The organism is Paraburkholderia sp., assembly GCF_035501035.1.
In the GTDB taxonomy this organism is placed as follows: Bacteria; Pseudomonadota; Gammaproteobacteria; order Burkholderiales; family Burkholderiaceae; genus Paraburkholderia.
The window spans coordinates 33,154-58,556 of sequence record NZ_DATJWR010000109.1; the positions used below are offsets into that span (position 1 = coordinate 33,154).

24 protein-coding genes and 1 pseudogene are annotated in these 25,403 nt (G+C 67.0%); 14 read left to right on the top strand and 11 right to left on the bottom strand.

The genetic code is table 11. From position 1 onward, the window contains the following. Positions 1–14: 14 nt before the first annotated feature. Positions 15–479, bottom strand: a complete 465-nt coding sequence (locus tag VMJ11_RS07945; protein WP_325618657.1) for an Lrp/AsnC family transcriptional regulator — start codon at positions 477–479, stop codon at positions 15–17. 238 nt (positions 480–717) lie between these two features. Between VMJ11_RS07945 and VMJ11_RS07950 the strand changes: the two genes are divergently transcribed. Together VMJ11_RS07950 and VMJ11_RS07955 are read left to right on the top strand one after the other, a co-directional pair. Beyond that, on the top strand, positions 718–1,251 hold the full coding sequence (locus VMJ11_RS07950) for a Spy/CpxP family protein refolding chaperone (RefSeq protein ID WP_325618659.1): 534 nt from the start codon (positions 718–720) through the stop codon (positions 1,249–1,251). 163 nt (positions 1,252–1,414) lie between these two features. Next, entirely contained in the window at positions 1,415–1,849 is a 435-nt protein-coding gene (locus VMJ11_RS07955; RefSeq protein ID WP_325618661.1) for a PGDYG domain-containing protein, read from the top strand. A gap of 78 nt (positions 1,850–1,927) precedes the next feature. Here VMJ11_RS07955 and VMJ11_RS07960 read toward each other — a convergent pair whose 3' ends face one another. The 8 genes from VMJ11_RS07960 to VMJ11_RS07995 form a co-directional block, all read right to left on the bottom strand. Then, positions 1,928–2,293, bottom strand: coding sequence for a DUF3022 domain-containing protein (locus VMJ11_RS07960; RefSeq protein WP_325618664.1), 366 nt, complete (start codon positions 2,291–2,293; stop codon positions 1,928–1,930). Positions 2,294–2,326: 33 nt separating this feature from the next. Next, positions 2,327–3,136: a YhfC family intramembrane metalloprotease gene (locus tag VMJ11_RS07965; RefSeq protein WP_325618666.1), complete on the bottom strand. Its 810-nt coding sequence runs from the start codon at positions 3,134–3,136 to the stop codon at positions 2,327–2,329. A 166-nt stretch (positions 3,137–3,302) separates the two neighbouring features. Next, entirely contained in the window at positions 3,303–4,388 is a 1,086-nt protein-coding gene (locus VMJ11_RS07970; RefSeq protein ID WP_325618668.1) for a substrate-binding domain-containing protein, read from the bottom strand. Next, positions 4,385–5,350 (bottom strand): D-glycerate dehydrogenase, encoded by a 966-nt coding sequence (locus VMJ11_RS07975; RefSeq protein ID WP_325618670.1) that lies wholly within the window; start codon positions 5,348–5,350, stop codon positions 4,385–4,387. The genes VMJ11_RS07970 and VMJ11_RS07975 overlap by 4 nt, the downstream gene beginning before the upstream one ends. Positions 5,351–5,371: 21 nt before the next feature. Further along, complete coding sequence (locus tag VMJ11_RS07980; protein WP_325618672.1) at positions 5,372–6,655, bottom strand: MFS transporter; 1,284 nt, start codon at positions 6,653–6,655, stop codon at positions 5,372–5,374. Between the two features lie 220 nt (positions 6,656–6,875). After that, positions 6,876–7,862 (bottom strand): sugar kinase, encoded by a 987-nt coding sequence (locus VMJ11_RS07985; protein WP_325618674.1) that lies wholly within the window; start codon positions 7,860–7,862, stop codon positions 6,876–6,878. Between the two features lie 104 nt (positions 7,863–7,966). After that, positions 7,967–8,755, bottom strand: coding sequence for a sugar phosphate isomerase/epimerase family protein (locus VMJ11_RS07990; protein ID WP_325618676.1), 789 nt, complete (start codon positions 8,753–8,755; stop codon positions 7,967–7,969). Positions 8,756–8,948: 193 nt separating this feature from the next. After that, the gene (locus tag VMJ11_RS07995) at positions 8,949–9,872 is read right to left on the bottom strand and encodes a LysR family transcriptional regulator (protein WP_325618678.1); all 924 of its coding nucleotides are present in this window, start codon (positions 9,870–9,872) and stop codon (positions 8,949–8,951) included. Between the two features lie 179 nt (positions 9,873–10,051). Here VMJ11_RS07995 and VMJ11_RS08000 point away from each other — a divergent pair, with 179 nt between their 5' ends. The 6 genes from VMJ11_RS08000 (at position 10,052) to VMJ11_RS08025 (ending at position 16,499) form a co-directional block, all read left to right on the top strand. Further along, positions 10,052–11,131, top strand: coding sequence for a YeiH family protein (locus VMJ11_RS08000; protein WP_325618680.1), 1,080 nt, complete (start codon positions 10,052–10,054; stop codon positions 11,129–11,131). A 258-nt stretch (positions 11,132–11,389) separates the two neighbouring features. After that, positions 11,390–12,124, top strand: a complete 735-nt coding sequence (locus VMJ11_RS08005; protein WP_325618682.1) for a glutathione S-transferase — start codon at positions 11,390–11,392, stop codon at positions 12,122–12,124. Between the two features lie 136 nt (positions 12,125–12,260). Then, positions 12,261–14,006 carry a ClcB-like voltage-gated chloride channel protein gene (locus VMJ11_RS08010; protein ID WP_325618684.1) on the top strand — a complete coding sequence of 582 codons (1,746 nt, stop codon included), beginning with the start codon at positions 12,261–12,263 and terminating at the stop codon, positions 14,004–14,006. A gap of 188 nt (positions 14,007–14,194) precedes the next feature. Then, positions 14,195–15,544, top strand: a complete 1,350-nt coding sequence (locus tag VMJ11_RS08015; protein ID WP_325618686.1) for a C45 family peptidase — start codon at positions 14,195–14,197, stop codon at positions 15,542–15,544. 249 nt (positions 15,545–15,793) lie between these two features. Further along, complete coding sequence (locus VMJ11_RS08020) at positions 15,794–16,069, top strand: hypothetical protein (protein ID WP_325618688.1); 276 nt, start codon at positions 15,794–15,796, stop codon at positions 16,067–16,069. 199 nt (positions 16,070–16,268) lie between these two features. Then, a complete protein-coding gene (locus VMJ11_RS08025) occupies positions 16,269–16,499 on the top strand; it encodes a DUF2795 domain-containing protein (protein ID WP_325618690.1) in 231 nt (76 codons plus the stop codon). Between the two features lie 67 nt (positions 16,500–16,566). Here VMJ11_RS08025 and VMJ11_RS08030 read toward each other — a convergent pair whose 3' ends face one another. Then, positions 16,567–17,184, bottom strand: coding sequence for a TetR/AcrR family transcriptional regulator (locus VMJ11_RS08030; RefSeq protein ID WP_325618692.1), 618 nt, complete (start codon positions 17,182–17,184; stop codon positions 16,567–16,569). A 254-nt stretch (positions 17,185–17,438) separates the two neighbouring features. On the opposite strand from VMJ11_RS08030, the gene VMJ11_RS08035 reads away from it, so the two are divergent. From VMJ11_RS08035 to VMJ11_RS08060, 6 genes are all read left to right on the top strand, one after another. Continuing rightward, positions 17,439–18,602: an efflux RND transporter periplasmic adaptor subunit gene (locus tag VMJ11_RS08035; protein WP_325618694.1), complete on the top strand. Its 1,164-nt coding sequence runs from the start codon at positions 17,439–17,441 to the stop codon at positions 18,600–18,602. Then, positions 18,599–21,766, top strand: a complete 3,168-nt coding sequence (locus tag VMJ11_RS08040; RefSeq protein ID WP_325618696.1) for an efflux RND transporter permease subunit — start codon at positions 18,599–18,601, stop codon at positions 21,764–21,766. The genes VMJ11_RS08035 and VMJ11_RS08040 overlap by 4 nt, the downstream gene beginning before the upstream one ends. Then, on the top strand, positions 21,763–23,352 hold the full coding sequence (locus tag VMJ11_RS08045) for an efflux transporter outer membrane subunit (protein ID WP_325618698.1): 1,590 nt from the start codon (positions 21,763–21,765) through the stop codon (positions 23,350–23,352). Before VMJ11_RS08040 ends, VMJ11_RS08045 begins: the two co-directional genes overlap by 4 nt. 117 nt (positions 23,353–23,469) lie before the next feature. Further along, entirely contained in the window at positions 23,470–24,090 is a 621-nt protein-coding gene (locus tag VMJ11_RS08050; RefSeq protein ID WP_325618700.1) for a 2-hydroxychromene-2-carboxylate isomerase, read from the top strand. Positions 24,091–24,334: 244 nt separating this feature from the next. Continuing rightward, complete coding sequence (locus VMJ11_RS08055) at positions 24,335–24,742, top strand: hypothetical protein (protein WP_325618702.1); 408 nt, start codon at positions 24,335–24,337, stop codon at positions 24,740–24,742. After that, complete coding sequence (locus VMJ11_RS08060; protein WP_325618704.1) at positions 24,726–25,013, top strand: hypothetical protein; 288 nt, start codon at positions 24,726–24,728, stop codon at positions 25,011–25,013. The genes VMJ11_RS08055 and VMJ11_RS08060 overlap by 17 nt, the downstream gene beginning before the upstream one ends. Positions 25,014–25,025: 12 nt before the next feature. Here the strand turns inward: VMJ11_RS08060 and VMJ11_RS08065 are convergent. Further along, positions 25,026–25,403: pseudogene (locus tag VMJ11_RS08065) on the bottom strand (penicillin-binding protein); the annotation flags it as partial.

Sequence of the window (25,403 nt, forward strand, 5' to 3'; positions counted from 1 at the left end):
GCCGGGACCGCTATTCAGCCCGTCACCGTGCCGCGATCAACCTTGCGCGCGAGCACGATCGACGTGGTCGTGCGCTCCACGCCCGGCATGCCGCCGATCTGGTCGAGCAGGTCGTTCAGGCGATCGGGCGAATCGGCGCGCAGCCACGCGACGTAGTCGTATTCGCCGCTCACCGCGCACAGCAACTGCACTTCGGGCATCTTGCCGAGGCGCTTTTGCACGTCGGGCCCGTGACGCGGCGCGATGATGAGCCCGACCCAGGCCTGCAGGCTCGCATCGAGCACGTCCTGGCCGAGCCGCACACCGTAGCCCGCGATCACCTGCGTGCGCTCGAGCCGCTCGATGCGCGCAAGCACCGTGGTGCGCGCGACGCCCAGGCGCCGGGCGAGATTCGCCACACTTTCGCGCGCGTTTTCCTGCAGCAGCGCGACGAGGCTGCGGTCGAGTTCATCGAGTTGATCGAGGCGCGGTGGTCTCATCGGGCAAAGGTCAGTGCGGGAGTTGGGATCGGCGTCATTATCGCGCGAGCCGATGCGCCGGGGAGCGTGGGAGCAACGTGCGCGAGCCATGCACCGTTCGAATTTCAGCGCGTTTCCTTGCGTTTCGTTTGTAAGCAAGTGTCGCAGTCAGGGTGTACCCGATACGGAACGTGGTACTAATAACGGCTGCAGCGGTTTCGGCCGTGCTACCCGCTACAAAACGATTCGAGGACTCACAATGAAGAAAGCTTTCGTCATCCTTGCCGCGACGCTCTCGATGAGCGGCGCGTTCGCTCAAAGCGCCGCGTCGTCCGCCACGGCAACGGCCGCTTCGAGTGCCGACGTGCGCGCCGCGCAGCATCAGCAACGTGTCGAGGAACGCATCACGTGGCTGCATTCGCAGCTCAAGATCACGCCCGAGCAGGAGCCGCAGTGGAAGGCTTTCGCCGACGTCATGCGCACCAACGGCCAAACGATGGCCGCGCTCTACAAGCAGCGCATGGAAACCGAGAACACGCGTAATGCGCTCGACGACATGAAGCAGTACGCGCAGATCACGCAGGCACATGCCGATGACATGCAGAAGCTCGTCACGGCTTTCGAACCGCTCTACAACAGCCTCTCGCCCGAGCAAAAGACGCTCGCCGATCAAACCTTCCGCCGCGACCACGAGCACGGCCAGGCGGGCAAGCCGGCGCACCCGAAGCACAAGAGCCGTACGAAGCCGTCCGCGGCTGCCGCGGCGAGCGACGCCGCTTCGGCTGCGCAGTAAGGCCCTGATGCGCCGCCGCCCGCATCGGTTCAGGCGTGCGCGGCGGCCCGATTCAGGGTAATCTTGCGGACCGCGCGAGGGCCGGGCTTACCGGGTATATCGGCGCCCGGCCGTCGCGCCATTGGAATTCCGACTTTTTCGAGGCAGGTCCGCTGCCGCAATCATGATTGAACTGACCCAACTCGACCTGCGCGGCGACCCCGCCGCCCAGCCCGTCGTCAAGGACGAAACCGTGAGCGTCGAGTTCGCGGCGCAAGCGGGCGAGCTGTTGAGCCTCGAAGGCCCGAACCGCTATGCCGCAGGCGACGCGATCATCACCGGCTCGACCGGCGAACGCTGGGTCGTCTCGCGCGAACGCTTCGACGCGAAGTACCTGCCGGCCAGCCCCGCTCTCGTCCACGGCGAGGCAGGCGCGTATCGCAACCGCCAGGTCGTGGTGCTCGCGAAGCGCATGGACGAACCGTTCACGATCGTGCGCTCGGCAGGCGGTGACCGCCTGAGCGGTGTGGCCGGCGACTGGGTCATGCAATACGCGCCCGGCGACTACGGTGTCGTGCAGGCCGCGCGTTTCGCCAAGGTTTATCGTCCAGCCAACTGAGCGCCCGATCCAGGCAGACTCCGCGAGCCGGGCGCAATCCGGGCGCAATGCGCCCGTGCCCTCCCTGCCCGGCTCACATCAAGCAAACTCCTCGTCGAGCGCGATCGTCACTTCGTGCGGCACGTCTTCGCCTTTCGCGTGCTGCTCCTCCAGCGATTCGATCGTTGTTTCCACATAGGCTCGCAATACGGCGAAGCTGCGGCCGCGCAGCCTTGCCGGCAACGCGCGATAGCGCGCGAGCGCCGCGGGCGCGAGCGCGATCGTCAGCGCCATGCGGCGCGCCTTCGAGCCAAAGCGCATCGCAACCCAGTGCACGACCAGCTGCGGCACGCCGTTTTCGTCACGTTCCTCGGCAAAGCGCGTTTGCTCGGGAAAGATGTCGGCGATCACACGGGCGAGCTCGTCGAAATCGGGGCTCGCGCATTCAAAGAGATAGGCTTCCATTGACGCCAGAAAAGAGTGATGAGACACGCGGGCTTACGCCGCGCGCGCGACACGCCGCTCGAGGCGGCACGTCCTGAAAAGCACGACGGCGACCACAGCGGCCGCCACGGCATAAAACCCGTCCACCGCGATCAGCGGCACGAGGCGCGCCTGGTACATCGCGGCGGGTACGTCGATGAGCGCGTGCACCGCGATCGCGAGCGGCAGGATGCTCTTGCGCCCCGCGCGCACGCCGCGCCACATCAGCACGGACAGGCCGATCTGGAAGACGAACGCCGCCGTGCGCTCGAGCGCAAACACGCCAGCGAAGAGCGGCGAGAGGCTCGCGAGAATCAGGTGGACGCGCAGCACTGAGTCGAGCGTGAGATTGGCGAGATGCTCGTCGAGATTGCCGCGATTCGCGAGCACCGCGAACACGATCCATTGCAGTTGCACCAGTACGCCGACGAACCACGCCTCCGCACCCGCGTGCCCGATGCCGTAGCCAAGCGCCGTGCCATCCACGGGAGCGTTGGGCTGGCGCACGCCACGGCGCTCGATGAGCCGCATCGCAATGTAGCGCCCGACCTCCTCGCACACGCCCGCGGCCAGCGCCCCGTACAGCACGAACGCGGCCGGATGCGACAGCACCTGCGCAAAAACGGCGTTCCCGTGCAGCACATAGTCATTGAGCGAGCGCTCGATCACGGTCGCGAAGAGTGCGAAGACGGCAATGCCCGAGATCGTATCGCGCCAGTCGAGCGCGTACGCCACGCGCAACCGGCGATAGAGCGACACCGGCAAGACGGCGACGAACAGCGTGGCGAGCGAGAGGCAGACGAGCGTGATCGGGGCTACGGACATGGGCTTCCTTATGACATTCGGCACGCGTGGACGCGCGCCGCAGCCCGAATGATCGCAGATATCAGGCCCGGCGCGCAGCCCCACCCGCGCGCGCACGCACGCCAATCGTGCCGATCGTGCCAATCATGCAACCGGCCCGCAACGAGCGCCGACGATGCCGCCGTCGTCACCCGAGCGTCGAAGCCCTCACCACCAGCTCGCCTTCGAACGCCGCCGCGCGAGCGGCGGGCGCTGCGCCTTCGATGCGCTCGTGCAGAAACTCCACGGCGCGATAGCCGATTGCGCGCGTGGGCTGCCGAATCGTGGTGATGCCAGCCAACTCCGCCCACTCCGGATCGTCGATGGCGATCAACGCCACGCGCTGCTGCCACTGCGCGCCGAGCGCCGCCTTCAGATGGAGCGCGAGGCGCAGCGCCACAGGTGCGTTCGCCGCAAAGAGCGCGCAGCGAGCGCCGCGTGCGGCGGCATCGGCGAGGTGCGCGTCGAGCGCACCAAGCGCCTTTTGACACGCCGCATCGTCGTGGAGATCGAGCACGTGCGTCGTGCCGCGCGCCGCCCCCTTCGTGGCCTGCATCGAAGCACGAAATGCGGCTTCCCGCTCGCGCCGCGAGCTCACGTGCTCGAACGGCTGCACGACGAACACGATGTCGTCGTAGCGGCGCGCCACCAGGTGCTCCGTGCCGAGGCGCACGGCCGCCGCATTGTCGAGGCCGACGACATCGGCTTCGAGGCCGTCGACGGTGCGGTCGATCAGCACGGCCGGAATGCCGCCGCTGCCCACGGGCTTGAGCATCGATTCGCGCACACCGAGCGCGTTGACGATCACGCCTTCCACGCGATAGGTCGTGAGCAATTGCAGATAGCGGCGCTCCATGTCGACTTCATTCGCCGCATGGCAGATGAGCGGCATGTAGCCGAGCGCATGGCACGCAGCCTCCACGCCCTGCAGTATTTCCACCGAATAGGGATTGGCGAGGTCGGCGAGCAGCAGTCCGAGCAGGCGGTTGCGCCCGCGCTTGAGCCCGCGCGCCATCTGGTTGGGGCGGTAGTCGAGCCGCTCGATCGCGGCCTCGATACGCGCGCGCAGATCAGGCGACAGCGCGCCGAGCTCGCCGTTCAGATAGCGCGAAATGCTCGTCTTGCCGGTGCCAGCCTCGCTCGCCACGTCGCTGATCGTCGCGCGGCGCGGCGGCGCAGCCGGTGCGCCCGCGCCCTTCGCAGCACCATCCGTGCTGCCCGGGTCCGTACTCATCGCCCTGGCACCTCGCGGTTGACGATATTCACGTCGAGCGTGCCCGCGAGCGCGGCGAGGAGATTCTCCGCCGCGCAACGCGCCATCGCGTGGCGCGTCTCGTGGGTGGCCGAGCCGATGTGCGGCAGCGCCACCACGTTCGGCATGCGCAAGAGCGGCGATGCGGGATCGACCGGCTCGCGCTCGAACACGTCGAGGCCCGCGCCGTGGATCGTGCCGGCTTCGAGCGCCGCGATCAGCGCTTGCTCGTCGACGGTCGCGCCGCGCGAGGCGTTGATGAGAATCGCGCTCTTCTTCATCTTCTTCAGCTGCTCCGCGCCGATCATGTGGCGCGTGGCGTCGGTGAGCGGCACCTGCAGGCACACGAAGTCGGAACTCGCCAGCAGCTCGTCGAGTTCGACGCGGCGCGCGCCGTAGTCGCGCTCGGCCGTGGCGTTGGCGCTGCGGTTCGTGTAGAGCACCTTCATGTTGAAGCCGAGCGCAGCGCGCCGCGCGACCGCGCCGCCGATGCGCCCGAGCCCCACGATGCCGAGCGTCTTGCCCTGCACGTCCACGCCGAACTGCGCGGGTCCGATGCTGGCCTTCCACTGGCCCGCCTTGACCCAGTCGGCAAGCTCGACCACGCGGCGCGCGCTAGAAAGAATGAGCGCAAACACCGTGTCGGCTGTCGATTCGGTCAGCACGTCGGGCGTGTGCGCAAGCACGATGCCGCGCTTCGTCAGATCGGGCACGTCGAACTGGTCATAGCCCACCGAGATCGTCGAGAGCGCCTTCACGCGCGAGCCTTCCAGCATCGCCGGCGTGATCTTCACGCTCGCGCCGATCGCGCCGTCGGCGTCCTTGAGCGCGGCGGCGAGTGCGCCGGGCTCGTCCGCATCGACGAAAACGACTTCGGCATGCTCGCGCAGCGAGTCGGCGACATCGGCGGGCAAGGCTTTGTAGGCAACAATTTTGAGCTTCATAGGTGTGCTGTTCGAGGTGCGTTATTTGCCGTGAACCGGCGAAGCGTAGCCTTGCGCGGTATCGCGCTGCGGCTTCACGGCGAGCGTGAGACCCACCGAGACCACCAGCGCCGCGCTCATGAACGCATAGGATGCCGCAGGCGAGCCCGTTGCGCCATTCAGGTAGCCGACGACATAGGAGCCGACGAACGAGCCGAGCGCACCCATGCTGTTGATGAGCGCCATCGCGCCGCCTGCCACGTTCTTCGGCAGCAGCTCGGGCACGATCGCGAAGAACGGACCGTACGGCGCGTACATCGCCGCGCCCGCCACGACGAGCAGCGCGTAGGAGATCCAGAAGTGCGTCGAGCCGAGCGCGTACGAAGCCGCGAACGCGAGCGCGCCGACCAGCAGGAACGGCCATACGAAGGCGCGGCGATTGTCGAGCTTGTCGGAGGCCCAGGAGGCGACGAGCATCGTGATGGTCGCCGCGAGATACGGCAGCGCGGAAAGCCAGCCCGTCTCCACCATACCGAGCGCCGAACCGTTCTTCACGATCGAGGGCAGCCACAGCACGAAGCCGTACACGCCGATGCTCCAGCAGAAGTACTGCGCCGAGAGCAGCATCACGGCGGGCGTACGGAACGCTTCGGCGTAGTTGCGCACCGGCTTGATGGCGGCCTGTTCGGCGCGCATGGCGGCGTCGAGTGCGCGCTTTTCTTCGTCGGAGAGCCAGGTGACCTGTGCGGGCTTGTCGCGCACGAGGAACCACCAGCACACGGCCCACACGATGGCCGGCGCGCCTTCGGCGATGAACATGTGGCGCCACCCGAATGCATGCACGAGATAGCCCGAGACCACCGACATCCAGAGCACCGTCACCGGATTGCCGAGGATCAGGAAGGTGTTGGCGCGCGAGCGCTCGCTCTTGGTGAACCAGTTGCTGATGAAGATGAGCATGGCCGGCATGACGGCCGCCTCCACCACGCCCAGCACGAAGCGGATCGCCATGAGCGACGCAATGTTCGTCACGACGCCGGTGAGCGCGGCGCAGCCGCCCCAGAGCACGAGGCTCACGAACACGAGCTTGCGTACGCTGCGGCGTTCGGCGTACATGGCGCCCGGCAACTGGAAGAAGAAGTAGCCGAGGAAGAACAGCGCGCCGATCAGCGACGAGAGCCCGGAGCTGATGCCGAGATCGCGATTGATGCCGGCCGCCGAAGCGAAGCCGTAGTTGGCGCGGTCGAGATAGGCAAGGCTGTACGTGATGAACACGATCGGCATGATTGCCCACCAGCGGCGCGGTGCGAGCGAGGTTGAGGTCATCTTTGTCTCCTGTCTCCTGTCGACCAGCGTTAGCGCTTTAGCTGTCGCCCTGAGTTAGTGCTTTAGCACTTACTCAGGGCCCATGCAAAGCGCTTACTCTGGTCCCATGCAAAGCTGTCGACCAGAAATAGCGCTTTGGCGCTTACTTCGGTCCCGTGCAGAGCCTGATAATCCGGCGCGCCGCTCGCCAATTCGCTACAGCATTGCGCCGCGTGTTCCGCTATAGAGCCGCCGCGGTCGCAGCGCCCGCCTGCGTTTGCGTGCCTTCGAGCGCATCGAGTTGCGCGCGCGTCGGCAAGCCTTCCGAATCGCCGATCACCTGCACGGCCAGCGCGCCGATGCGATTGCCGCGCTCGACCGCAGCGGGCAGCGCGCGGCCTTCGAGCAACGCGCTCACCACACCCACGGCGAAGCCGTCGCCGGCGCCCACGGTATCGACGACACGCTCCACGCGCTGTGCCGCGACGCGGCCGCGCTCGCCGTCGGCGCTCGCATAGTACGCACCCTCGGCGCCAAGCTTGACGATCACGCCGCGCGCGCCGCGCGAGAGGTAAAAGCGCGCAATCGCTTCAGGATCGTCCGAGCCGGTCAGCACGCGGCCTTCGCTCACGCCGGGCAGCACCCAGTCGGCGAAGCTCGCGAGTTCGTTGAGCGTGGCGACCATCTCGGCTTCGGAGCCCCAGAGCGTCGGACGCAGATTCGGATCGAACGAGATCGTGCGGCCCGCGGTGCGCATCTCGCGCGCGAGCTTGAACGCGAGCTCGCGTGAGGATGACGAGATCGCAGGCGCGACGCCGCTCAGGTGCAGATGGCGCGCGCCGAGCACGTAGTCCGCCTCATAGTCGTAGGTCGAGAGCTGGCTCGCCGCCGAGCCGCGGCGGAAATATTCGACGGCCGGATCGCTGCCGTCGTCGTTCTTCGACTTGAGCTGAAAGCCGGTCGCATAGCGCGAATCGGTGCTCACGCAACGAGAGTCGATGCCTTCGTGCGCGAGCACGTCGCGCACGAACTGGCCAAACGAATCCGCGCCCACGCGGCTCACCCAGCCCACCTTGAAGCCGAGGCGCGCGAGGCCGGTCGCGACATTAAGCTCAGCGCCCGCCGCGCGCTTCGTGAAGTGCCCCACCTGGGCTAGCGGTCCCGGCTCGGTCGCGACGAACATCGCCATCGCTTCGCCGTAAGTGAGGACATCGAGTGTGTCGGTCATGAGAGGGTTCCTGATCGTATGAGTAGCCTGGGGCGAAGTCCGCTCGCTGATGTTGATGGGCCAAAGTCGATGGGCCAAAGTCGATATGCCGCCGATGATTCGCGTCAGGCGGCGGCAAGCCACTTGACGTAATGCGCGGCGTCGCCGGCAACGCGAGCCGGATCGAACGGAAACTCGATGCCGCGCGGCACGTTCGTCGGCAGCAGCGCAAGCGCGGCCCGGCACAGGGTGTCGTCATCGCCGGGCGCGGCGGCGAAGCGGCGCGCGCCCTCGCCCACCACGGCCTTGCAGTGGATGTACTCGACATGCGGCGCGAGCGTGGCAGCCGCGAGCAGCGGCGGCTCGCCCGGCCATTGCCAGTTGCCGATGTCGAACGCCATCCCGATCGCATCCGGCACGCCGGCATCGCGCAGTGCGTTGAAGAGGCCGACGAACTGGGCCAGCTTGCCGCCCTGCTCGAGCTGGCCGTTTTCGACGACGACGCGCAGGCCACCGCCCGCTTCCCCGGTGCGCACGCCGAGTTGCCCGAGCAGGTCGGCGAGGCGCGCCGCCCAGGCGTCGCCGGAGAAACCGCCGAGTTGGAGCTTGACGAAGCGCGCGCCGAGCGCCTGGCCTGCCTCGACCGCAGCCCGCAGCGCCGGCTCGTCGAGCGCGCCGTCTTCGCCGTAGAGCGCGTCGGGCGTCGACCACACGGGCCACAGACCTTCGCGAGCCAGCACGGCACCGAGCGCGCGCAGCGCATCGGGCTGCGCGTCGGCGTCGTGCATCAGCTCGCGCCGCACCTCGAATGCCTGGGCGCCCGCGCGCCGCGCCGACGCGCTCCACGCCGCGTGCCCGTCGCGCCAGATTGCCTGCGCGCCGAACGCGCTCGCCACGATCGCTATTTCCGCCATTGCCTTGTTCCTGTTGCCTGCCGGCGCCTGACGACGCGCGTTGCGCCACCTGAAACCTGCTTCGATCCGCCCTTCTTGGAACCGGTTCCAAGCCCAGCCCGAAAAAAGGCGCCTTGTGCGCCGGATGATTAAGGCGGATAGTGCGCGCTCGCGGCGCACCACGCCATTCTGGTATGCCCTAGGTCCGGTTCCATCAGGTTCCGGGAGCGTCCGCGAGGCACAACTCCAGAAAGCGCTGCGCGACGCGCGAAGCCGCGCCCGCATGCGGCACGAGAATCGAGAAGCGCCGTGCGAGCGGCTCCGGGCCGAGGCGGATCTGGCGCAAGGCGCCATTCTCGTGGCGCATCGACATGGCAGAAACGAAGCCGATGCCCATGCCCGCCCGCACGGCCTCCTTCACGCCCTCCACGCCCGCGATCTCCAGCGCCACGCGCATCGGCACGCCCGCGCGCGCGAACGCGCGCTCGACGACCTGGCGCACCCCTGAACCGTCCTCGCGCAAGACCAGTGGCCACTCAGCCAGCGCCTCCAGCGCGATGGACGGCATCGCTTCGCCGCCCTCCCCGGGCGCCGCTGGCAACGCCTGCGTCAGCGCGTGCCCGCGCGGCACGATGGCGACGATTTCGTCCTCGTGCCACGGATGCACCGCTGTGTCCGGCGGCAACTGCTCGCCCACCGGCCCTTCGATCAGTGCGATATCCACCGCCCCGAGCATGCCGACGACATCGGACGTATTCCCGCTCGACGTTTCGAGCTTCACGTGCGGATAGCCCGCATGGAATTGCGCCACGAGATACGGCAGCCGGTAACTGGCGGGCGTCGTGGTCGCGCCGATGCGCAGCGTGCCGCGCTCGAGGCCGCGCAGCGCGTCGCGACAGGCGAGCGCGTCGCGCCAGGTATCGCGCAGTCGCACCGCATAGCCCGCGAGCTGCTCGCCCGTGGGCGTGAGGCGCACGCCGCGGCCGTCGCGCTGGTAGAGCGCTTCGCCGACCTCCTCCTGCAACAGCCGCAACTGACCCGAGACGGCCGGTTGCGACAGATGCAGTGCCAGTGCCGCCCGACTGATATTGAGATGCTCGGCGACTGCGGCGAAGGTTATCAGCTGTTCCGGGGTCATGACTCTCAATCATCGTGATTTCCTATATATTACTTCACAAATCACGATTTTTCATATCGATATATCTAAATTAGGATTAGGCCATTCGATCGCGACCCTGTTCGTTACCCGATCCGCTACCCCTTTATCGAGGGGTTCGTCCAGTGTCCGTTCGCACCCAGTTCGACAAAGAGGCCGAAATGTCTTCACCCACTCTGGCGCACTCGCTGCCATCCACACGCGGCCAGCTCAACGGCGTGCTGTTCGTCGCGCTCTTCGCGGCCGCCGTCACCAGCATCGCGTCGCTGCCCGCCATCGCCGGGCTCGGCATGAGCCCGCTGATCGTCGGCATCGTCGCGGGCGCGATCTACGGCAATGCGCTGCGTGACGGCATGCCCGAGAGCTGGGCCGCCGGCATCAACTTCTCCGCGCGCAAGCTGTTGCGCATCGCCGTGGCGTTCTTCGGGCTGCGCGTGAGCCTGCAGGAAATCGCCCAGGTCGGCGTGCCGGGGCTCGTCGAATCAGTCGTGATCGTCGTGAGCACGCTCGTCATCGGCACCTGGGTCGGCATGAAGCTCCTGAAACTCGATCGCGATACCGCCATCCTCACGGCGGCAGGCAGCGCGATCTGCGGCGCGGCGGCCGTGCTCGCATTCGAGTCCACGCTGCAATCGAAGCCGCACAAGAGCGCCATGGCCGTCGGCAGCGTCGTGCTGTTCGGCACGCTCTCGATGTTCCTCTACCCGGTGCTCTATCGCGCGGGCTGGCTGCATCTCGATACGCTCGGCGCGGGGCTCTTTTTCGGCGGCACAATTCACGAAGTCGCCCAGGTCGTCGGCGCGGCGAGCAACGTAAGCCCCGAAGCCACCCATATCGCCACGATCGTCAAGATGACGCGTGTGATGCTGCTCGTGCCCGTGCTGCTCGTGCTCGGCGTGTGGCTCAACCGTGCGGCGCGCGGTGCGGCGCCTGCAGGCCACGCCGGTAACGCTGCACACGGTGGCGCACGCAAGCTCGCGGTGCCCTGGTTCGCGCTCGGCTTCCTCGCGCTCGTGATCGTGAATTCGCTCCACGTGCTGCCCGAAGCGGCCACCCATGCGGTCAACACGCTCGACACGTTCGCGCTGACCATGGCGATGACGGCGCTCGGCATCGAGACGCGCGTCTCGCAGATCCGCCAGGCCGGCCCGCGAGCGCTGACCGCAGGGTTCATCATCTATGTCTGGCTGGTCGGCGGCGGTCTCGCCATCACCTGGGGCGTGGAGCGCCTGTTCGGATGAGGATCCGTCGACGGGCCGCGCCAAACCGCACGCCATCCCGCCCGAACCCAGGTGCGCCGGCGCTGCCGGCCACTTGCCCCGCAACACGCGGGGCTTTTTGCGTTTTTGCGCGCGCTCGCTCGGCGCCACCCCACGAACCTCGCACATGCGCCAACCCGGCGCAACCGTTGCGAGCGATACTGTCCGCTGCTGCCCGCCTCGTGGGCAGCGGGTGCGCCAGCCGTGACGAGCACGGCGATCGACGCAAGGGGACGACCGATGGCATACGAGCTCTACTACTGGGACGGCTTGCAGGGCCGGGGCGAATTCGTGCGGCTTGCGCTGGAGGAAGCCCAGGCGCCCTACGTGGACGTGGCGCGCGGCGAGAAGAAAGACGGTCTCGGGATCGGCGCGATGATGCGCGAGCTGGAGAGCGACGGCCCATATCCGCCGTATGCGCCGCCCTTTCTGAGGGATGGCGAGCTCATCATCCCGCAGACGGCCAACATTCTTCTCTACCTCGGCCCGAAGCTGAATCTCGTGCCGCGCGACGAGAGCCTGCGCTTCGTGGCGAATGGCCTGCAACTCACGATCGCGGACCTCGTGACCGAAGTGCACGACACGCATCACCCGATTGCGAGCGACCTCTACTACGAAGACCAGAAGGCCGAGGCGAAGGCACGCGCGACGGACTTCATCGCGCATCGCATCCCGAAGTTCCTGCGCTACTTCGAACGTGTGCTCGCGCAGAATCCCCACGGCCCGCGCCACATGGTGGGCAACGCGCTCACCTACGTCGATCTGTCGATGTTTCAGATCGTCGAGGGGCTGCGCTACGCGTTTCCGAAAGCCACGAAACATTTCGCGGATCACTATCCGCATGTCGTCGCGCTGCACGACGCCGTGGCGAAGCGCCCGAACATCGCCGCTTATCTCGCCTCGGAACGGCGGCTGCCGTTCAACGAGACCGGCATCTTCCGGCACTACCCCGAACTCGACCGCGCCGTGCGCTGAATGCGCGTGCGCCATTGTGGCTGTCCGCAGCGACCGCTGACTGCGCACGCACGGCGCAATGGCCGCGGCGCATTGGCTTCGTTTCCGGCCCCGCGCCCGCGCGGCTTTCTTTCACCTCTCATCCGACCCGCCCGCCGTGCTGTCATTCCTGCTGAAACTACGCACCCGCGCTCGCGACTTCTTTCGCCTGTCCGACGCCCACACCATGCTGATCTGGTCGGTCATCGTCGGCGTGGCCGGCGCGTTCTCGACCGTGATCTTCCGCGAGGGCATCGCGCATCTGCAGAAGCTCTTCACGGGCAGCGACGGCAGCCTCGTCGAGATGGCGCGACACCTGCCCTGGCAAACGCGCATCTGGCTACCCACGGCGGGCGGCTTCGTCGCCGGGTGCCTGCTGCTGATCGCGCGGCGCAAGACGCCCGGCAACGGCAACAAAGCGATGCACACCGACTACATCGAAGCCGTGGCGATCGGCGACGGCGTCATGCCGGTCGGCAAAAGCATCTGGCGCAGCCTTTCTTCGCTCTTCACGATCGCGAGCGGCGGCTCGATCGGCCGCGAAGGTCCGATGGTGCAGCTCGCCGCGCTCGCCGCCTCGCTGATCGGCCGCTGGGTCCACTTCGATCCCTCGCGCCTGCGCCTGCTCGTAGCATGCGGCGCGGCGGCCGGTATCACCTCGGCCTACAACGCGCCCATCGCCGGCGCCTTCTTCGTGACCGAGATCGTGCTCGGCTCGATCGTCATGGAAAGCTTCGGGCCGATCGTCGTCGCCTCCGTGGTCGCCAACATCACGATGCGCGAGTTCGCGGGCTACAAGCCGCCGTATGAAATGCCGGTGTTTCCGCCAGTGACGGGCGTCGAGGTGCTGCTGTTCGTGGCGCTCGGCCTGCTGTGCGGCGCGCTCGCGCCGCAGTTCCTCGTGATGATGGACACCGCGAAGGCGAGCTTCGGCCGCCTCAAGGCCCCGCTGCCCGTGAAGCTCGCGCTCGGCGGTCTCGTGGTCGGCGTGCTTTCCGTCTGGACGCCCGAGGTCTGGGGCAACGGCTATAGCGTCGTGAACTCCATCCTGCATTCGCCGTGGACCTGGAGCGCGCTTGCGACCGTGCTCGTCTTCAAGCTCATCGCCACCGCCGCGACGGTCGGCTCCGGCGCGGTGGGCGGCGTATTCACGCCGACGCTCTTCATGGGCGCCGTGATCGGCTGCCTGTTCGGCCACGGCATGCACGCGCTCTGGCCGCACGGCACTTCCGAGCCATACGCCTATGCGATGGTGGGCATGGGCGCGTTTCTCGCGGGCGCGACGCAAGCGCCGCTCATGGCGATCTTGATGATCTTCGAAATGACGCTGAGCTACCAGGTGGTGCTGCCGCTCATGCTTTCGTGCGTGGTCGCGTATTTCGTCGCGCGCGCGATCGGCAAGGCGTCGATGTACGAAATCACGCTCCATCGCAACCGCGAGGAAGCCGAGCGCCTGCGCCTGCGCATGACGCAGATGCGCGAGCTGATCCGCCCCGCCGAGACGGTCGTGCGCGCCGACGCCACGGTGCAGGACATGACGCGCGTGTTCCTCGAATACCCGGTGAAGTATCTCTACGTGACCGACGAGACGGGGCGCTTTCTCGGCGCGGTTGCGCTGGCCGACATCACCTCGGACCTGCTGCAAAAGCGCGACACCTCGAACAAGCATGCTTGCGACTACCTGAAGCCGACGTTCGACGTGCTCACGCCCGACATGCCGCTCGGTGTCGGCCTGCAGCACTTCATGTCATTCCAGGGCGAGCGCCTGCCCGTGGTCGAAAGCACGCGGGAGCCGACGCTCGCGGGCGTGGTGTACAAGACGTCGCTGCTCGACGCCTATCAGCGCATGAACGCCGATCGATAGGCGGATCAACGGGCTGATCAATGCGACCGGCCCGCTCAGCGTTGCGCGAAGCGCGCGGCACGCGTGGCAAAGCGCGGCGGATTTTCTAGAATTCGAAGAGACGAGCTTCGCGGCTCGCGCCGTGGGCCTGCGCACGGACGAGCGCACACGAAGAAGCCAGAATCGATGCGGGGATGATCGGAGCGAAGATGAGCGAACCCTCTCTCGATGCCGTGCGCCGCGACCATGCGGGCTGGATATTCGTGCACTTGCAGGGCGAGCCCTACGACCGGGGCGAGCAGCACGGCAAACTGCTCGCCGGCGAGATACGCAACGCGATCCGCACCGCGCGCTACCTCGCGAAATGGGACACCGGCGAGGACTTCGACACGTTCATCAACGCCGCGATCGCCCTGTTCGCGCCGCGCCTGAACACCGAATACGCCGACGAAATCCAGGGCATCGCCGACGGCGCCCGCCTCAAGTTCGCCGAAGTGCTCGCCTGGAACGGGTACATGGACCTGCTGCAGAGCTGGTGGCCGGTCCATGCGGCCGCGCAGCAGGCTCAACCGGCGGTGCGCCCGTGGCGCGGGCGGCGCGGCCACCATTGCAGCGCGTTCATCGCCACGGGAAACGCAACGCGCGACGGCCGCATTGTCATGGCGCACAATTCGTGGGATCGCTACGCGGCCGGCGACGCGTTCAATATCGTCTTCGACATCGTGCCCGACTCGGGGCATCGCATCCTGATGCAGGGCCTGCCCGGCTGCATCTCGAGTCTCACCGACTTCTGGATCAACGGCGCGGGCCTCATGGTGACCGAGACGACCATCTCGAACTTCGTCGGCTACCGCGAGAGCGGCGCGCCCGAGTTCTTTCGCTCGCGGCGCGCGACGCAGTATGCGTCGAGCATTGCCGAATGGTGCGAGATGTTCGCGCAGGCCAACAACGCCGGCTACGTGAACAGCTGGCTGCTCGGCGACACGAAAACGGGTGAGATCGCGCGCTACGAGCTCGGTTTGCAGCACGCGGGTTTCGAGAGCACGAAAGACGGCTTCTATAGCGGCTTCAACGCGGCCACGGATCTGAAGATCCGCAACCAGGAATGCGCCGGCGAGGCCGACGATTACACCGACGTGCGCCGCAACGGCTCGCGTCGCCTGCGTTTCATGCAGCTCGCGCAGGAGCACCACGGCGCAATCGACGCCGAACTCGCCAAGACCATGATCGCGGACCACCACGACGTGTACCTCGAGCGCAGCGACAACCCGTGCTCGCGCACGATCTGCGGTCACCTCGAACTCGACGACGCGCGCTTCGGCGGCGCCGATCACGGGCCGTTCAACCCATGGGGCGCGAACGACGGCAAGGTGGTCGACAGCGAAATGGCGCGCGATCTGGCGTTCTGGGCGCGCTGGGGTCATCCGTGCGGCCGCCCGTTCGACGCCCAGGCGTTCATGCAGCGTCATCCGCAGTGGAACTGGCTCAACGGCTATATGCGCGACCGCCCCTCGTGGCCGTGGACGCGCTTCGAGGCGCTGCGCCAGTCGCCGCTCTAGGCGCGCGGGCCGCCTTTTTTACCCAAAAAGCACGTGCGTTCGAGGCGCACTGGCGCATTTGCTGCCATGATGGAACATCCGTACACGCCTCGCGCGAGAGTGGCCTTCAGGGCGGCTCTCGTTGCGCCCGGTGTGGCGGCGCGCCGGGCCGCCCCGGCCGGCGCGGCTGCCTGCGCCGCCGCCATGGCTGGCGGACGCGGTACGGCGCTTGCTGCGACCTGCGGGCCGCATGAGAAAGGAGGTCGAGCGATGAAAACCTCGACACTGATGACCACCGTGCTGTTGTCGGCCTCTTGCTTTGCCGCTCCGGTACGCACCGCGCAGGAAGCGCCGGTCTATCGGGCCAGCGCACAACTCCCGTTCCAGACCGGTCAGTCCCGCGCCGACGACGCCCCCGTGGCGCCTCCTGCCCCCGATGTGCCCGTGACCACCAACGACGGTCCCCAGCATTGGGAATTTCTCTCGCTGCCCAAGTCGCATCGCCTCGACAAGACGCTGAGCCCGGACCTGCATCTCCAGACTTGAGGCGAAGCGCTAGCTACGTGGCAAACAAGCGGCGTGGGAACGGGACATGAGACGTGCGCACGCGGCGGCGGCGCGCGAGGCGGATTGTGTATGCTTTCACCGCGACGCTAACGGCGCGCTGCTAGCTGCGCGCCGCCAACCACGAACGAGACGCCGACGCGGACCGCCAATCCGGGCCGCCTCGCAAAGGACGCCACGCATGCCAGCCTCCCGCATTCCCGACGAACCGATCGACCTGCAATTCACCGACGTGCTACGCGACGTGCGCTGGCCTGCCAACAAGGACGAACTCGTAGACGCCGCGCGCACTGCCGGCGCGAGCAACGAGGTGCTCGCGATCCTCGACGGCATGCCGGAGCAGGACTACCAGGACGTTGCATCCGTCACGCGGCTGATCGGCAGCAATTACAGCCCTGGCCTCGGCGCTTAGGCCGCGCGTTCAAGTCGCGAGTTCGGATCACGATCGAGCAGCGGCGAGGCGTGCCCACACTCGGAACTCAGGCGTCGCGGCCGAACACGACTCGCGCGAAAAAGCTCGCCAGCACGGCTTCGACGACAGGCGGCGTCACATGCTGCGGGTCGGCCGTGGCGAGAAATTGCACCCCGTCGCACAGCCCCAGCAGCCCGATCACCAGCAACTCCGGATCGGCCGGCATCGGCGTGCCCACGCGCGCCGAGAATTCCTCGATGTACGCGGCAAGGCGTTCACGCTTTTCCTTCATGAACGCGTTGAAGCGCACGCGAAAGCGCGCGTCGCGCGCGGCCAGCAGCTTCGCCTCCACCCACAGCAGAAATGCCTTGTTGTCCTGCGGCAGGCGGCTGTAGTAGGCGAGCACGCGCGCCTCCATCTGTTCGCGCGTGGCCTCGGCATCGAAGATCGCGCGCAGGTCTGCCTGCATAGCCTCGTGGTCACGCCGCAGCAACTCGACGAACAACTCCGACTTGCCAGAAAAATTCGAATAAAACGCCCCGCGCGTATACCCCGCCGCGAGCGCGATATCCTCGACGCTCGCCCCAACGAACCCTTTTTTCATGAACATGGCCTGCGCGGCATCGAGCAGGCGCTCGCGCGTCTGGTCGCGGCTTTGTTCGCGGGTGAGTCGGATGCGTTTCATGGCGTGGGGCGTCGTGATGTCTCGTGGATTGGCGGGAGTCTAGCACTGAAACATTCCTCGGATTCAACTCGACATTCAAATACAAGGTTGTATTAGAATCCGGGACATCATCTCAAATCCGGGGTGCGTGCGTGGGCAGCGCCGCGCCCCCGGGTCAACGGCAGCGCAACTGGTCTGGCGGTTTTGCGGTCTGTGTGCGCGCAAGGCGTATCGAGGTCCAAGTGAATCGTTGCGGTCGTGGCGCATCGAGCAGGATGCGCGGTGGTTCAGATGTGTTTAACGGCGTGCCGGTCTGCGCGCCAGGGCATGCGGCGTGGCGGCGCGGCGCGCGGTTCCTTCTCGTGCTTGGCGCCGTGACGCTTGCCGCGTGCGGCAAGCAAAAGGAAGCTCCGAGCGAGCCGCGCCCGGTCGTCTCGATGATCGTGCATCCCGACGGCGGCAGCGTGCCCGCGACCTACCCCGGCGAAGTCGACGCGCGCTATACGACGCCGCTTTCATTTCGCGTGAACGGCAAGATCATCGAGCGCACCGTGCGCCTCGGTGACGACGTGAAGCCCGGCCAGACGCTCGCACAGCTCGATCCGGCCGATTACGAGAAGAACGCGGCAAGCGCGCAGGCCCAATTCGACGCCGCGCAGCACCGCCTCGTGTTCGCGAGGCAGCAACTCGAGCGCGACACCGCCCAGTCGGCGGCCAATCTCATCGCCCGCGCGCAGCTCGAACAGACCCAGGATGCCTATGCCTCGGCGGCGGCCCAGCGCGACCAGGCGCAGCAGCAGCTCGCGCTGGCGAAAAACCAGTTGCGCTACACACAGCTCGTCGCTGACCATGCCGGCGTCATCACCGCCGAAAACGCCGACACCGGCCAGAACGTGCAGGCCGGCCAGGCCGTCTACCAGCTCGCGTGGACCGGCGACGTCGACGTGGTCAGCGATCTGCCCGAGCGCGCCATGGCCGCCCTGCACACCGGCGACGCCGCACAGGTCACGCTCGGCGCGCTGCCCGGCCGGCGTTACGCGGCGCGCCTGCGCGAGCTCGCAGCGGCGGCCGATCCGCAAAGCCGCACGTGGCGCGTGAGGCTCACGCTCGAACATCCGGACGCCGATCTGCGTCTGGGCATGACCGCAAACGTGACGTTTGCGGCGCCACACGAAGTAAACGCGGCGCCCGCCTTCACCGTGCCGGCCACCGCCCTCTTCCACGACGGCGCGGCGCCCGCGCTCTGGGTCGTGCGCGCGCCCGACAACGTGCTGCAATTGCGGCGCGTGAGCGTCACGCGCTACGACGCGCGCACCATCACCGTGGCAGGCGGTCTGCAGGACGGCGAGCGCATCGTGCTCCAGGGCGTCCACACGGTCCATGCCGGCGAGCAGGTGCGCCCGGTCGCGCCGCTGCATCCCGAGGACTTCGCGTCATGAGCGGCCCCGCAGGCCCGGATCGAGGCTCCGATCACGATGCCCTGGAAGAGGGACGCTTCAATCTTTCGGCGTGGGCACTCAGGCACCAGGGGCTCGTCACCTTCATCGTTGCGCTCGCCACGATCTTCGGCGCACTCGCCTATACGCGCCTCGCACAATCGGAGGATCCACCCTTCACGTTCCGGGTGATGGTGATCCAGACCTTCTGGCCTGGCGCCACCGCACGCCAGGTCGAAGACCAGGTGACGACCCGCATCGGCCGCAAGCTCCAGGAAACGCCCTACATCGACTTCCTGCGCAGCTATTCGCGGCCCGGCGAGTCGCTCATCTTCTTCACGATGAAGGACTCCGCGCCGGTGAGCGAGGTGCGCGAGACCTGGTACCAGGTGCGCAAGAAGGTGGGCGACATCGCGGCGACGCTGCCCCCGGGCGTGCAGGGGCCGTTCTTCAACGACGAGTTCGGCGACGTCTACACGAACATCTACGCGCTCGAAGGCGACGGCTTTTCGCCCGCGCAACTGCACGACTACGCGGACACATTGCGCCAGCAGCTACTGCGCGTGCCCGATGTCGACAAGGTCGACTATTTCGGCGATCCGCAGCAGCGCATCTTCATCGAGATTCCGAATACGCAACTCACGCGCCTTGGCATCTCGCCCACGCAGTTGGGCCAGGTGATCGGCGCGCAGAACAGCGTCTCGCCCTCAGGCACGCTCACGACCGCCGACGACCGTCTGTTCGTGCGCCCGAGCGGCCAGTACGATAACCTCGACGCGATCGCGAACACGCTGATTCGCGTGAACGGGCGCACGTTTCGCCTCGGCGACATCGCCACGATCCGGCGCGGCTACGATGAACCGCCCGTCACGCAGATGCGCTTCCAGAATCAGGCAGTGCTCGGCATCGGACTCACGATGCAGCCGGGCGGCGACGTGATCCGCCTCGGCAAGGCACTCGATGCGCGCCTCGATCAGTTGCGCGCGCAACTTCCCGCGGGACTGAAGCTCGTCGAGGTGTCGAGCATGCCCCACGCGGTCTCGCGCTCGGTGGACGACTTCGTCGAAGCCGTGGCTGAAGCCGTGGGCATCGTGCTGTTCGTGAGCCTCGTCTCGCTTGGCGTGCGCACCGGCATGGTCGTCGTGATCTCGATTCCGGTCGTGCTCGCGGTCACCTCGCTCGCCATGTACCTGTTCGACATCGGCCTGCACAAGGTGTCGCTCGGCACGCTCGTGCTCGCGCTAGGCCTGCTCGTGGACGACGCCATCATTTCCGTCGAGATGATGGCCGTGAAGCTCGCGCAGGGATGGAGCCGCACGCGCGCCGCCGCGTTCGCCTATACCAGCACCGCGTTCCCGATGCTCACCGGCACGCTCGTCACCGTCTCGGGTTTTCTGCCCATCGTGCTCGCGCGCTCGAGCACCGGCGAGTACACGCGCTCGATCTTCCAGGTGTCCGCCATCGCGCTGATCGCCTCGTGGTTCGCGGCCGTGGTGCTGATCCCTCTGCTCGGGTACCGGTTGCTGCCGGAGCGCAAGGCCGCCCCCAATGCTCCACAAAGCGCCGCGCACGGCGAAGGTCCCGTGCACGAGATCTACGACACACGTTTCTACCGGCGCTTGCGCGGCTGGATCGGCTGGTGCATCGAACGCCATCTCGTCGTGCTCGCGCTGACCATCGCCCTCTTCGTGGCCGCGCTCGCCGGCTTCACGCTCGTGCCGCAACAATTCTTCCCGAGTTCCGACCGGCCCGAGCTGCTCGTTGACGTGCGCCTGCCCGAAGGCGCCGCGTTCGACGCGACGCTGCGCGAAACGAAGCGCCTCGAAGCGGCGCTCAAGGGTCGCCCCGAGATCGACCATTTCATCGATTTCGTGGGCACGGGCGCCCCACGCTTCTACCTGCCCCTCGACCAGCAGTTGCAGCAGCCCAATTTCGCGCAGTTCGTGATCACGGCGAAGTCTGTCGAGGACCGCGAGAAGCTCGCGAGCTGGCTCGAGCCGATGCTGCGCGACGACTTCCCGGCAATCCGCACGCGCCTCTCGCGGCTCGAGAACGGGCCACCGGTCGGCTATCCGGTGCAGTTCCGCGTGAGCGGCGACGATATCTCGACCGTGCGCGAAATCGCCGGCAAGGTGGTGGCGACGCTGCGCGCCGACCCTCGCACCGACAACGTCCACTTCGACTGGGACGAGCCTGCCGAGCGCTCGCTGCATTTCGAGATCGACCAGCAGAAAGCGCGGGCGCTCAACGTTTCGTCGCAGGACGTCGCCAATTTCCTGCAGATGACCCATTCGGGCTACACCGTCACCCAGTTTCGCGAGCGCGACAAGCTCATCAGCGTCGATCTGCGTGCGCCCGCCGCCGAGCGCGCCGACCCCTCCCGCCTGCTCACGCTGGCGATGCCCACGCCCAACGGCCCCGTGCCGCTCGGCGCGCTCGGCCATCTCGCCAACGATCTGGAGTACGGCGTGATCTGGTCGCGCGACCGTCAGCCGACCATCACCGTGCAGTCGGACGTGCGCGCGGGGGCGCAAGGCATCGATGTCACGCGTACGCTCGAAAGCAAGCTGGATTCGCTGGAGCGTTCGCTGCCGCCCGGCTATCGCATCGAAGTGGGCGGCTCCGTCGAAGAAAGCGCAAAGGGCGAGGCGTCCATCTACGCGCAATTGCCGGTTCTCGCCGTCGCCGTCCTCATGCTGCTCATGATTCAGTTGCAAAGTCTCGCGCGCGTGATGATGGTCGTGCTGACCGCGCCTCTCGGACTGATCGGCGTGGTGATCGCCCTGCTCGTTTTCCGACAGCCGTTCGGCTTCGTGGCCATGCTCGGCGTGATCGCGATGTTCGGCATCATCATGCGCAACTCGGTGATTCTGGTGGACCAGATCGAGACGGATATCCGCGCCGGGCACAAGCGCTTCGACGCCGTAGTGGGCGCAACGGTGCGCCGTTTCCGGCCGATCATGCTGACCGCGGCGGCGGCGGTGCTCGCGCTCATCCCGCTGCTGCGCTCGAACTTCTTCGGACCCATGGCGACCGCGCTGATGGGCGGCATTACGATTGCGACCGTGCTCACGCTGTTCTTCCTGCCCGCGGCCTACGCCGCCGCGTTCCGCGTGCGCAGCAGCGAGACCGACGAGACCGGCCAGGCGCCGGAGCAGGCATCATGAAGACTTCCGTGTGGAATTCAGGGCGCGGCGCGCACAAGGCGGCGCGCGCCTGTGCATCAAACTCAGCACGCTCTCCGAAGACGCTCGGCACGCTGGCGGCATGCGCGGCGCTGGCGCTCGCCGGTTGCGCCATGGGCCCGACGGGCGAGCCGCCCGCCATGCCCCAGCCGGAGCACTACGGCGCCGAAGCGCAGCCCGCGCAGACGGTCGCCGCCCAGGGTGTCGCGCAGCAGTTCGTCACCGGCGCGCAGCCCGTGCCGCAATGGTGGACGCTCTATGGCTCCGAGGCGCTCGATGCGCTCGTGAGCGAAGGTCTCGCCAACAGCCCGAATCTCGCCGCCGCCGATCACAGCCTGCAGGCCGCACGCGAGCAATTGCGCGGCCAGATCGGCAGTTCGCTGCTGCCGACCGTGGATGCGATCGGCATTGCGCAACGCCAGCAGGCGCCGGCCATCCCGCAGTTCGGCATCGACCAGTTGCAATACGCGATCTTCGCGGGCCTCATCGACGTGCGCTATACCTTCGACGTGTTCGGCGCGACGCGGCTGAACAACGCGGCGCTCGCCTCACGCGTGAACGTGCAGGCATTCCAGCTCGAGGCCGCACGCCGCGCGCTCGCGGCGAACATCGTGGCGAGCGCGCTGGGTGTGGCGACGCTGCACGCGCAGATCGAGACGACGGAGCAACTGATCGCGCTCGCGAACGCCCAGACCGACGACGTGCACAAGCGCTACGCGCTCGGCTCCGCCTCGCGCACCGATCTGCTCAACGCGCAGCAGAGCGCGGCCTCGATCGCGGCGAATCTGCCGGTATTGCGCCAGCAATGGATCGCGATGCGCCACGCGCTCGCCGTGCTGCTCGGCCGCACGCCGGACCAGGCGCCCCCCGATCTCGATCTCGCGAGCCTGAACCTGCCTGCGCAGGTGCCCGTGGTGGTGCCTTCAGAACTCCTTAGAACCCGGCCCGACATCGAAGCAGCCGAAGCCGCGCTCAAGGCCGCCGCCGCCGAGGTCGGCGCCGCGACCGCGCAAATGTACCCAAGCATCACGCTTTCGGCGGCGCTCGGCCAGGCCGGATTCAGCTGGCCGGTCGTGACCTCGGGCGCGGGCGCGATCTGGGCGATCGGCGCTTCGCTCACGCAGCCGATCTTCCACGGCGGCGCGCTCGTCGCACAACGGCGCGCGGCGCTGCAATCGTACGAGGCGGCCAACGACACCTATCGGCAAACCGTGCTCACCGCGTTCCAGGATGTCGCCGACCGCCTCGCCGCGCTCGATCACGACGCCCAGGCGCTCGACGCGGCCGGCACGTCGGCGCGCAGTGCCCAAGGCGTGTACGAGGACACGAGCGCCCGCTACAAGCTCGGCGCGGTGCCCTGGTACGCCGTGCGGCAGAGCGAGCAGCAGTGGCGCAATGCGCGGCTCGATGAGATCCGCTATCGCGGCGCACGGCTCTCCGATACGGCTGCGCTCTTTCAGTCGATGGGCAACCCGCCGGCCGATCCGTCAACGCTCGGCAGCGACCGCGCCGCCCAGACGAGCACAACGGCCGCGGCATCGGAAGCCGAGGCAAAACAGGGGAAATAGCGCTCGCGGCGTCCCGTACCCACCACGGGTGCGGCGTGCATACTCACGTGCGGTGCGCGGTACCATGATCGGCAACGCGCCGCGCGAGACGGCGCACATTGCCACGGAGACGCCACCATGCCCCCGCCTTCGCTCGACTTCTGGTTCGATCTTTCCAGCAACTACAGCTACCTGAGCGCGATGCGCATCGAAGCCCTCGCGGCACATGCGGGCGTAACGGTGCGCTGGCGGCCCTTCCTGCTCGGCCCCATTCTCGACGCACTCGGCTGGGAGGGGCCGCCTTTCGTCGTCCAGAAGGAAAAAGGCGCGTACGTGTGGCAGGACATGCGTCGCCTGTGCCGCAAGTACGCGCTGCCGTGGCAGCAACCCAGCGACTTTCCGCGCCGCGCCGTGCTGCCGACGCGCATAGCCGTCCTCGCCGCCGACGAGCCCTGGCTGCCCGCCTGGTGCCGCGCGGTGATGGAACGCAACTTCGGCGACGATCGCGAGGTCGACTCGCCCGAAGCGGCCGCACACATGCTCACGGCCCTGGGCCTTGAGTCACAGCGGATCATCGATGAAGCCGGCAGCGATGCGAACCGGCTGCGCCTGCGCGAGCGAACCCAGACGGCTCGCGATCTGGGCATCTTCGGCGCGCCGACCTTTTTCGTCGGCGAGGAGATGTTCTGGGGCAACGACAGACTCGAAGACGCGATCGATACCGCACGTTCGGTGCGCAGCGCCGAACGCAACGAATAGCGCCCTTCACGCACGCCCCTATTCTGTCAGGATTTTCTGGCCCTTATTTTCAAGACAGAGCTGCTAGACTGCAGCGTAGGTCAGGCTTTTCTGACTTTACGCGCATCTAATTCATACGTAGTCCTACCTATATTCGAAGAGCGGCCGTATCAGCGGGAAAGTCACGCCACGCAGATGGCTTGAGCCGCGACATCGAAAAGCGCGACATACGACAATCTGGGGGATCACGACCATGGCGCATCAAGTGAAACAAGGCGTTTGCCTCGCACTGCTCATCATGGCAAGCGGCGCCGCCCACGCCGACCTGACTTGCGACGGTTCATACCGCGGCTTTCGCTTCGAGCACGACAGTTGGACAGGCACCGACAAGCTCGAGCACTTTGCGGTGTCCGTGCCGTTCGGCGCGCTTGGTAGCTGGATCACGCGCGACACGGATCACCCGGTCATCTACGGTACGTTGATCGGTACGGTGCCAGGCCTCATGCTGCAGACACTCAACGGCTTCTGCTCCACCGGTGGATTCTCCTACAAGGACCTGACTGCTAACGCACTCGGCGCGCTCACAGGCGCATGGCTCGCGCATTGGGCGATCACGTACTCGCGCGATTCGCTCAGCCGGACCGTCGGCGTGCGGTATGACAATGTCTTTTGAGGACGGCGCTGCCTCACGCGGCGCGTCTGGGTGGATTGCCTTTTGCGTCAGGCAGTTAGCTTCGCTATCCCAGGGTTATGAACAGGGGCTTCAACAAAAACTGTGGAAAAGTGGACGCGCGACTTACCCACAGTTTTTGTTGGCAGCCCTGTGGAAAATCCCTGGACAGCTCAACCAACTCCTTGGCGCACAACGATATTTTGCTGACCAAACAAAACACGGCGCGCCGTTGCCGACGCGCCGTGCTCATTTCGTGAAACTGATCGATTGAGTCGGAGCCCTGTCAAGGCTTGTTCGACTCGAACAGATCCATGATCTGCTGCTTCTCCGTCGTGGTCACCGAGGGCGTCATGCCGCCCGGGCCCATGTTGCCGGTCGCGCCGCTCGCGTCGCTCGCCGCGCCGGCCAGGTTCGCCGAGTCGAGGCCGATGCTCGCCACGAAACCGTTACCCGGCGTCATGTCCGCGAAGTAGAGTTCGCCGTTGATCGTCGTCACGCCCTCGGGCATGGCAGGCTCTTCCTGGGGCACGCCGCGCAGCGCGCGCTGCATGTACTCCACCCAGATCGGCAGCGCGAGCTGTGCGCCGAATTCGCGGCTGCCGAGGCTCTTCGGCTGGTCGTAGCCCATCCACGCCACGGCCACGAGCGTGCGCTGATAGCC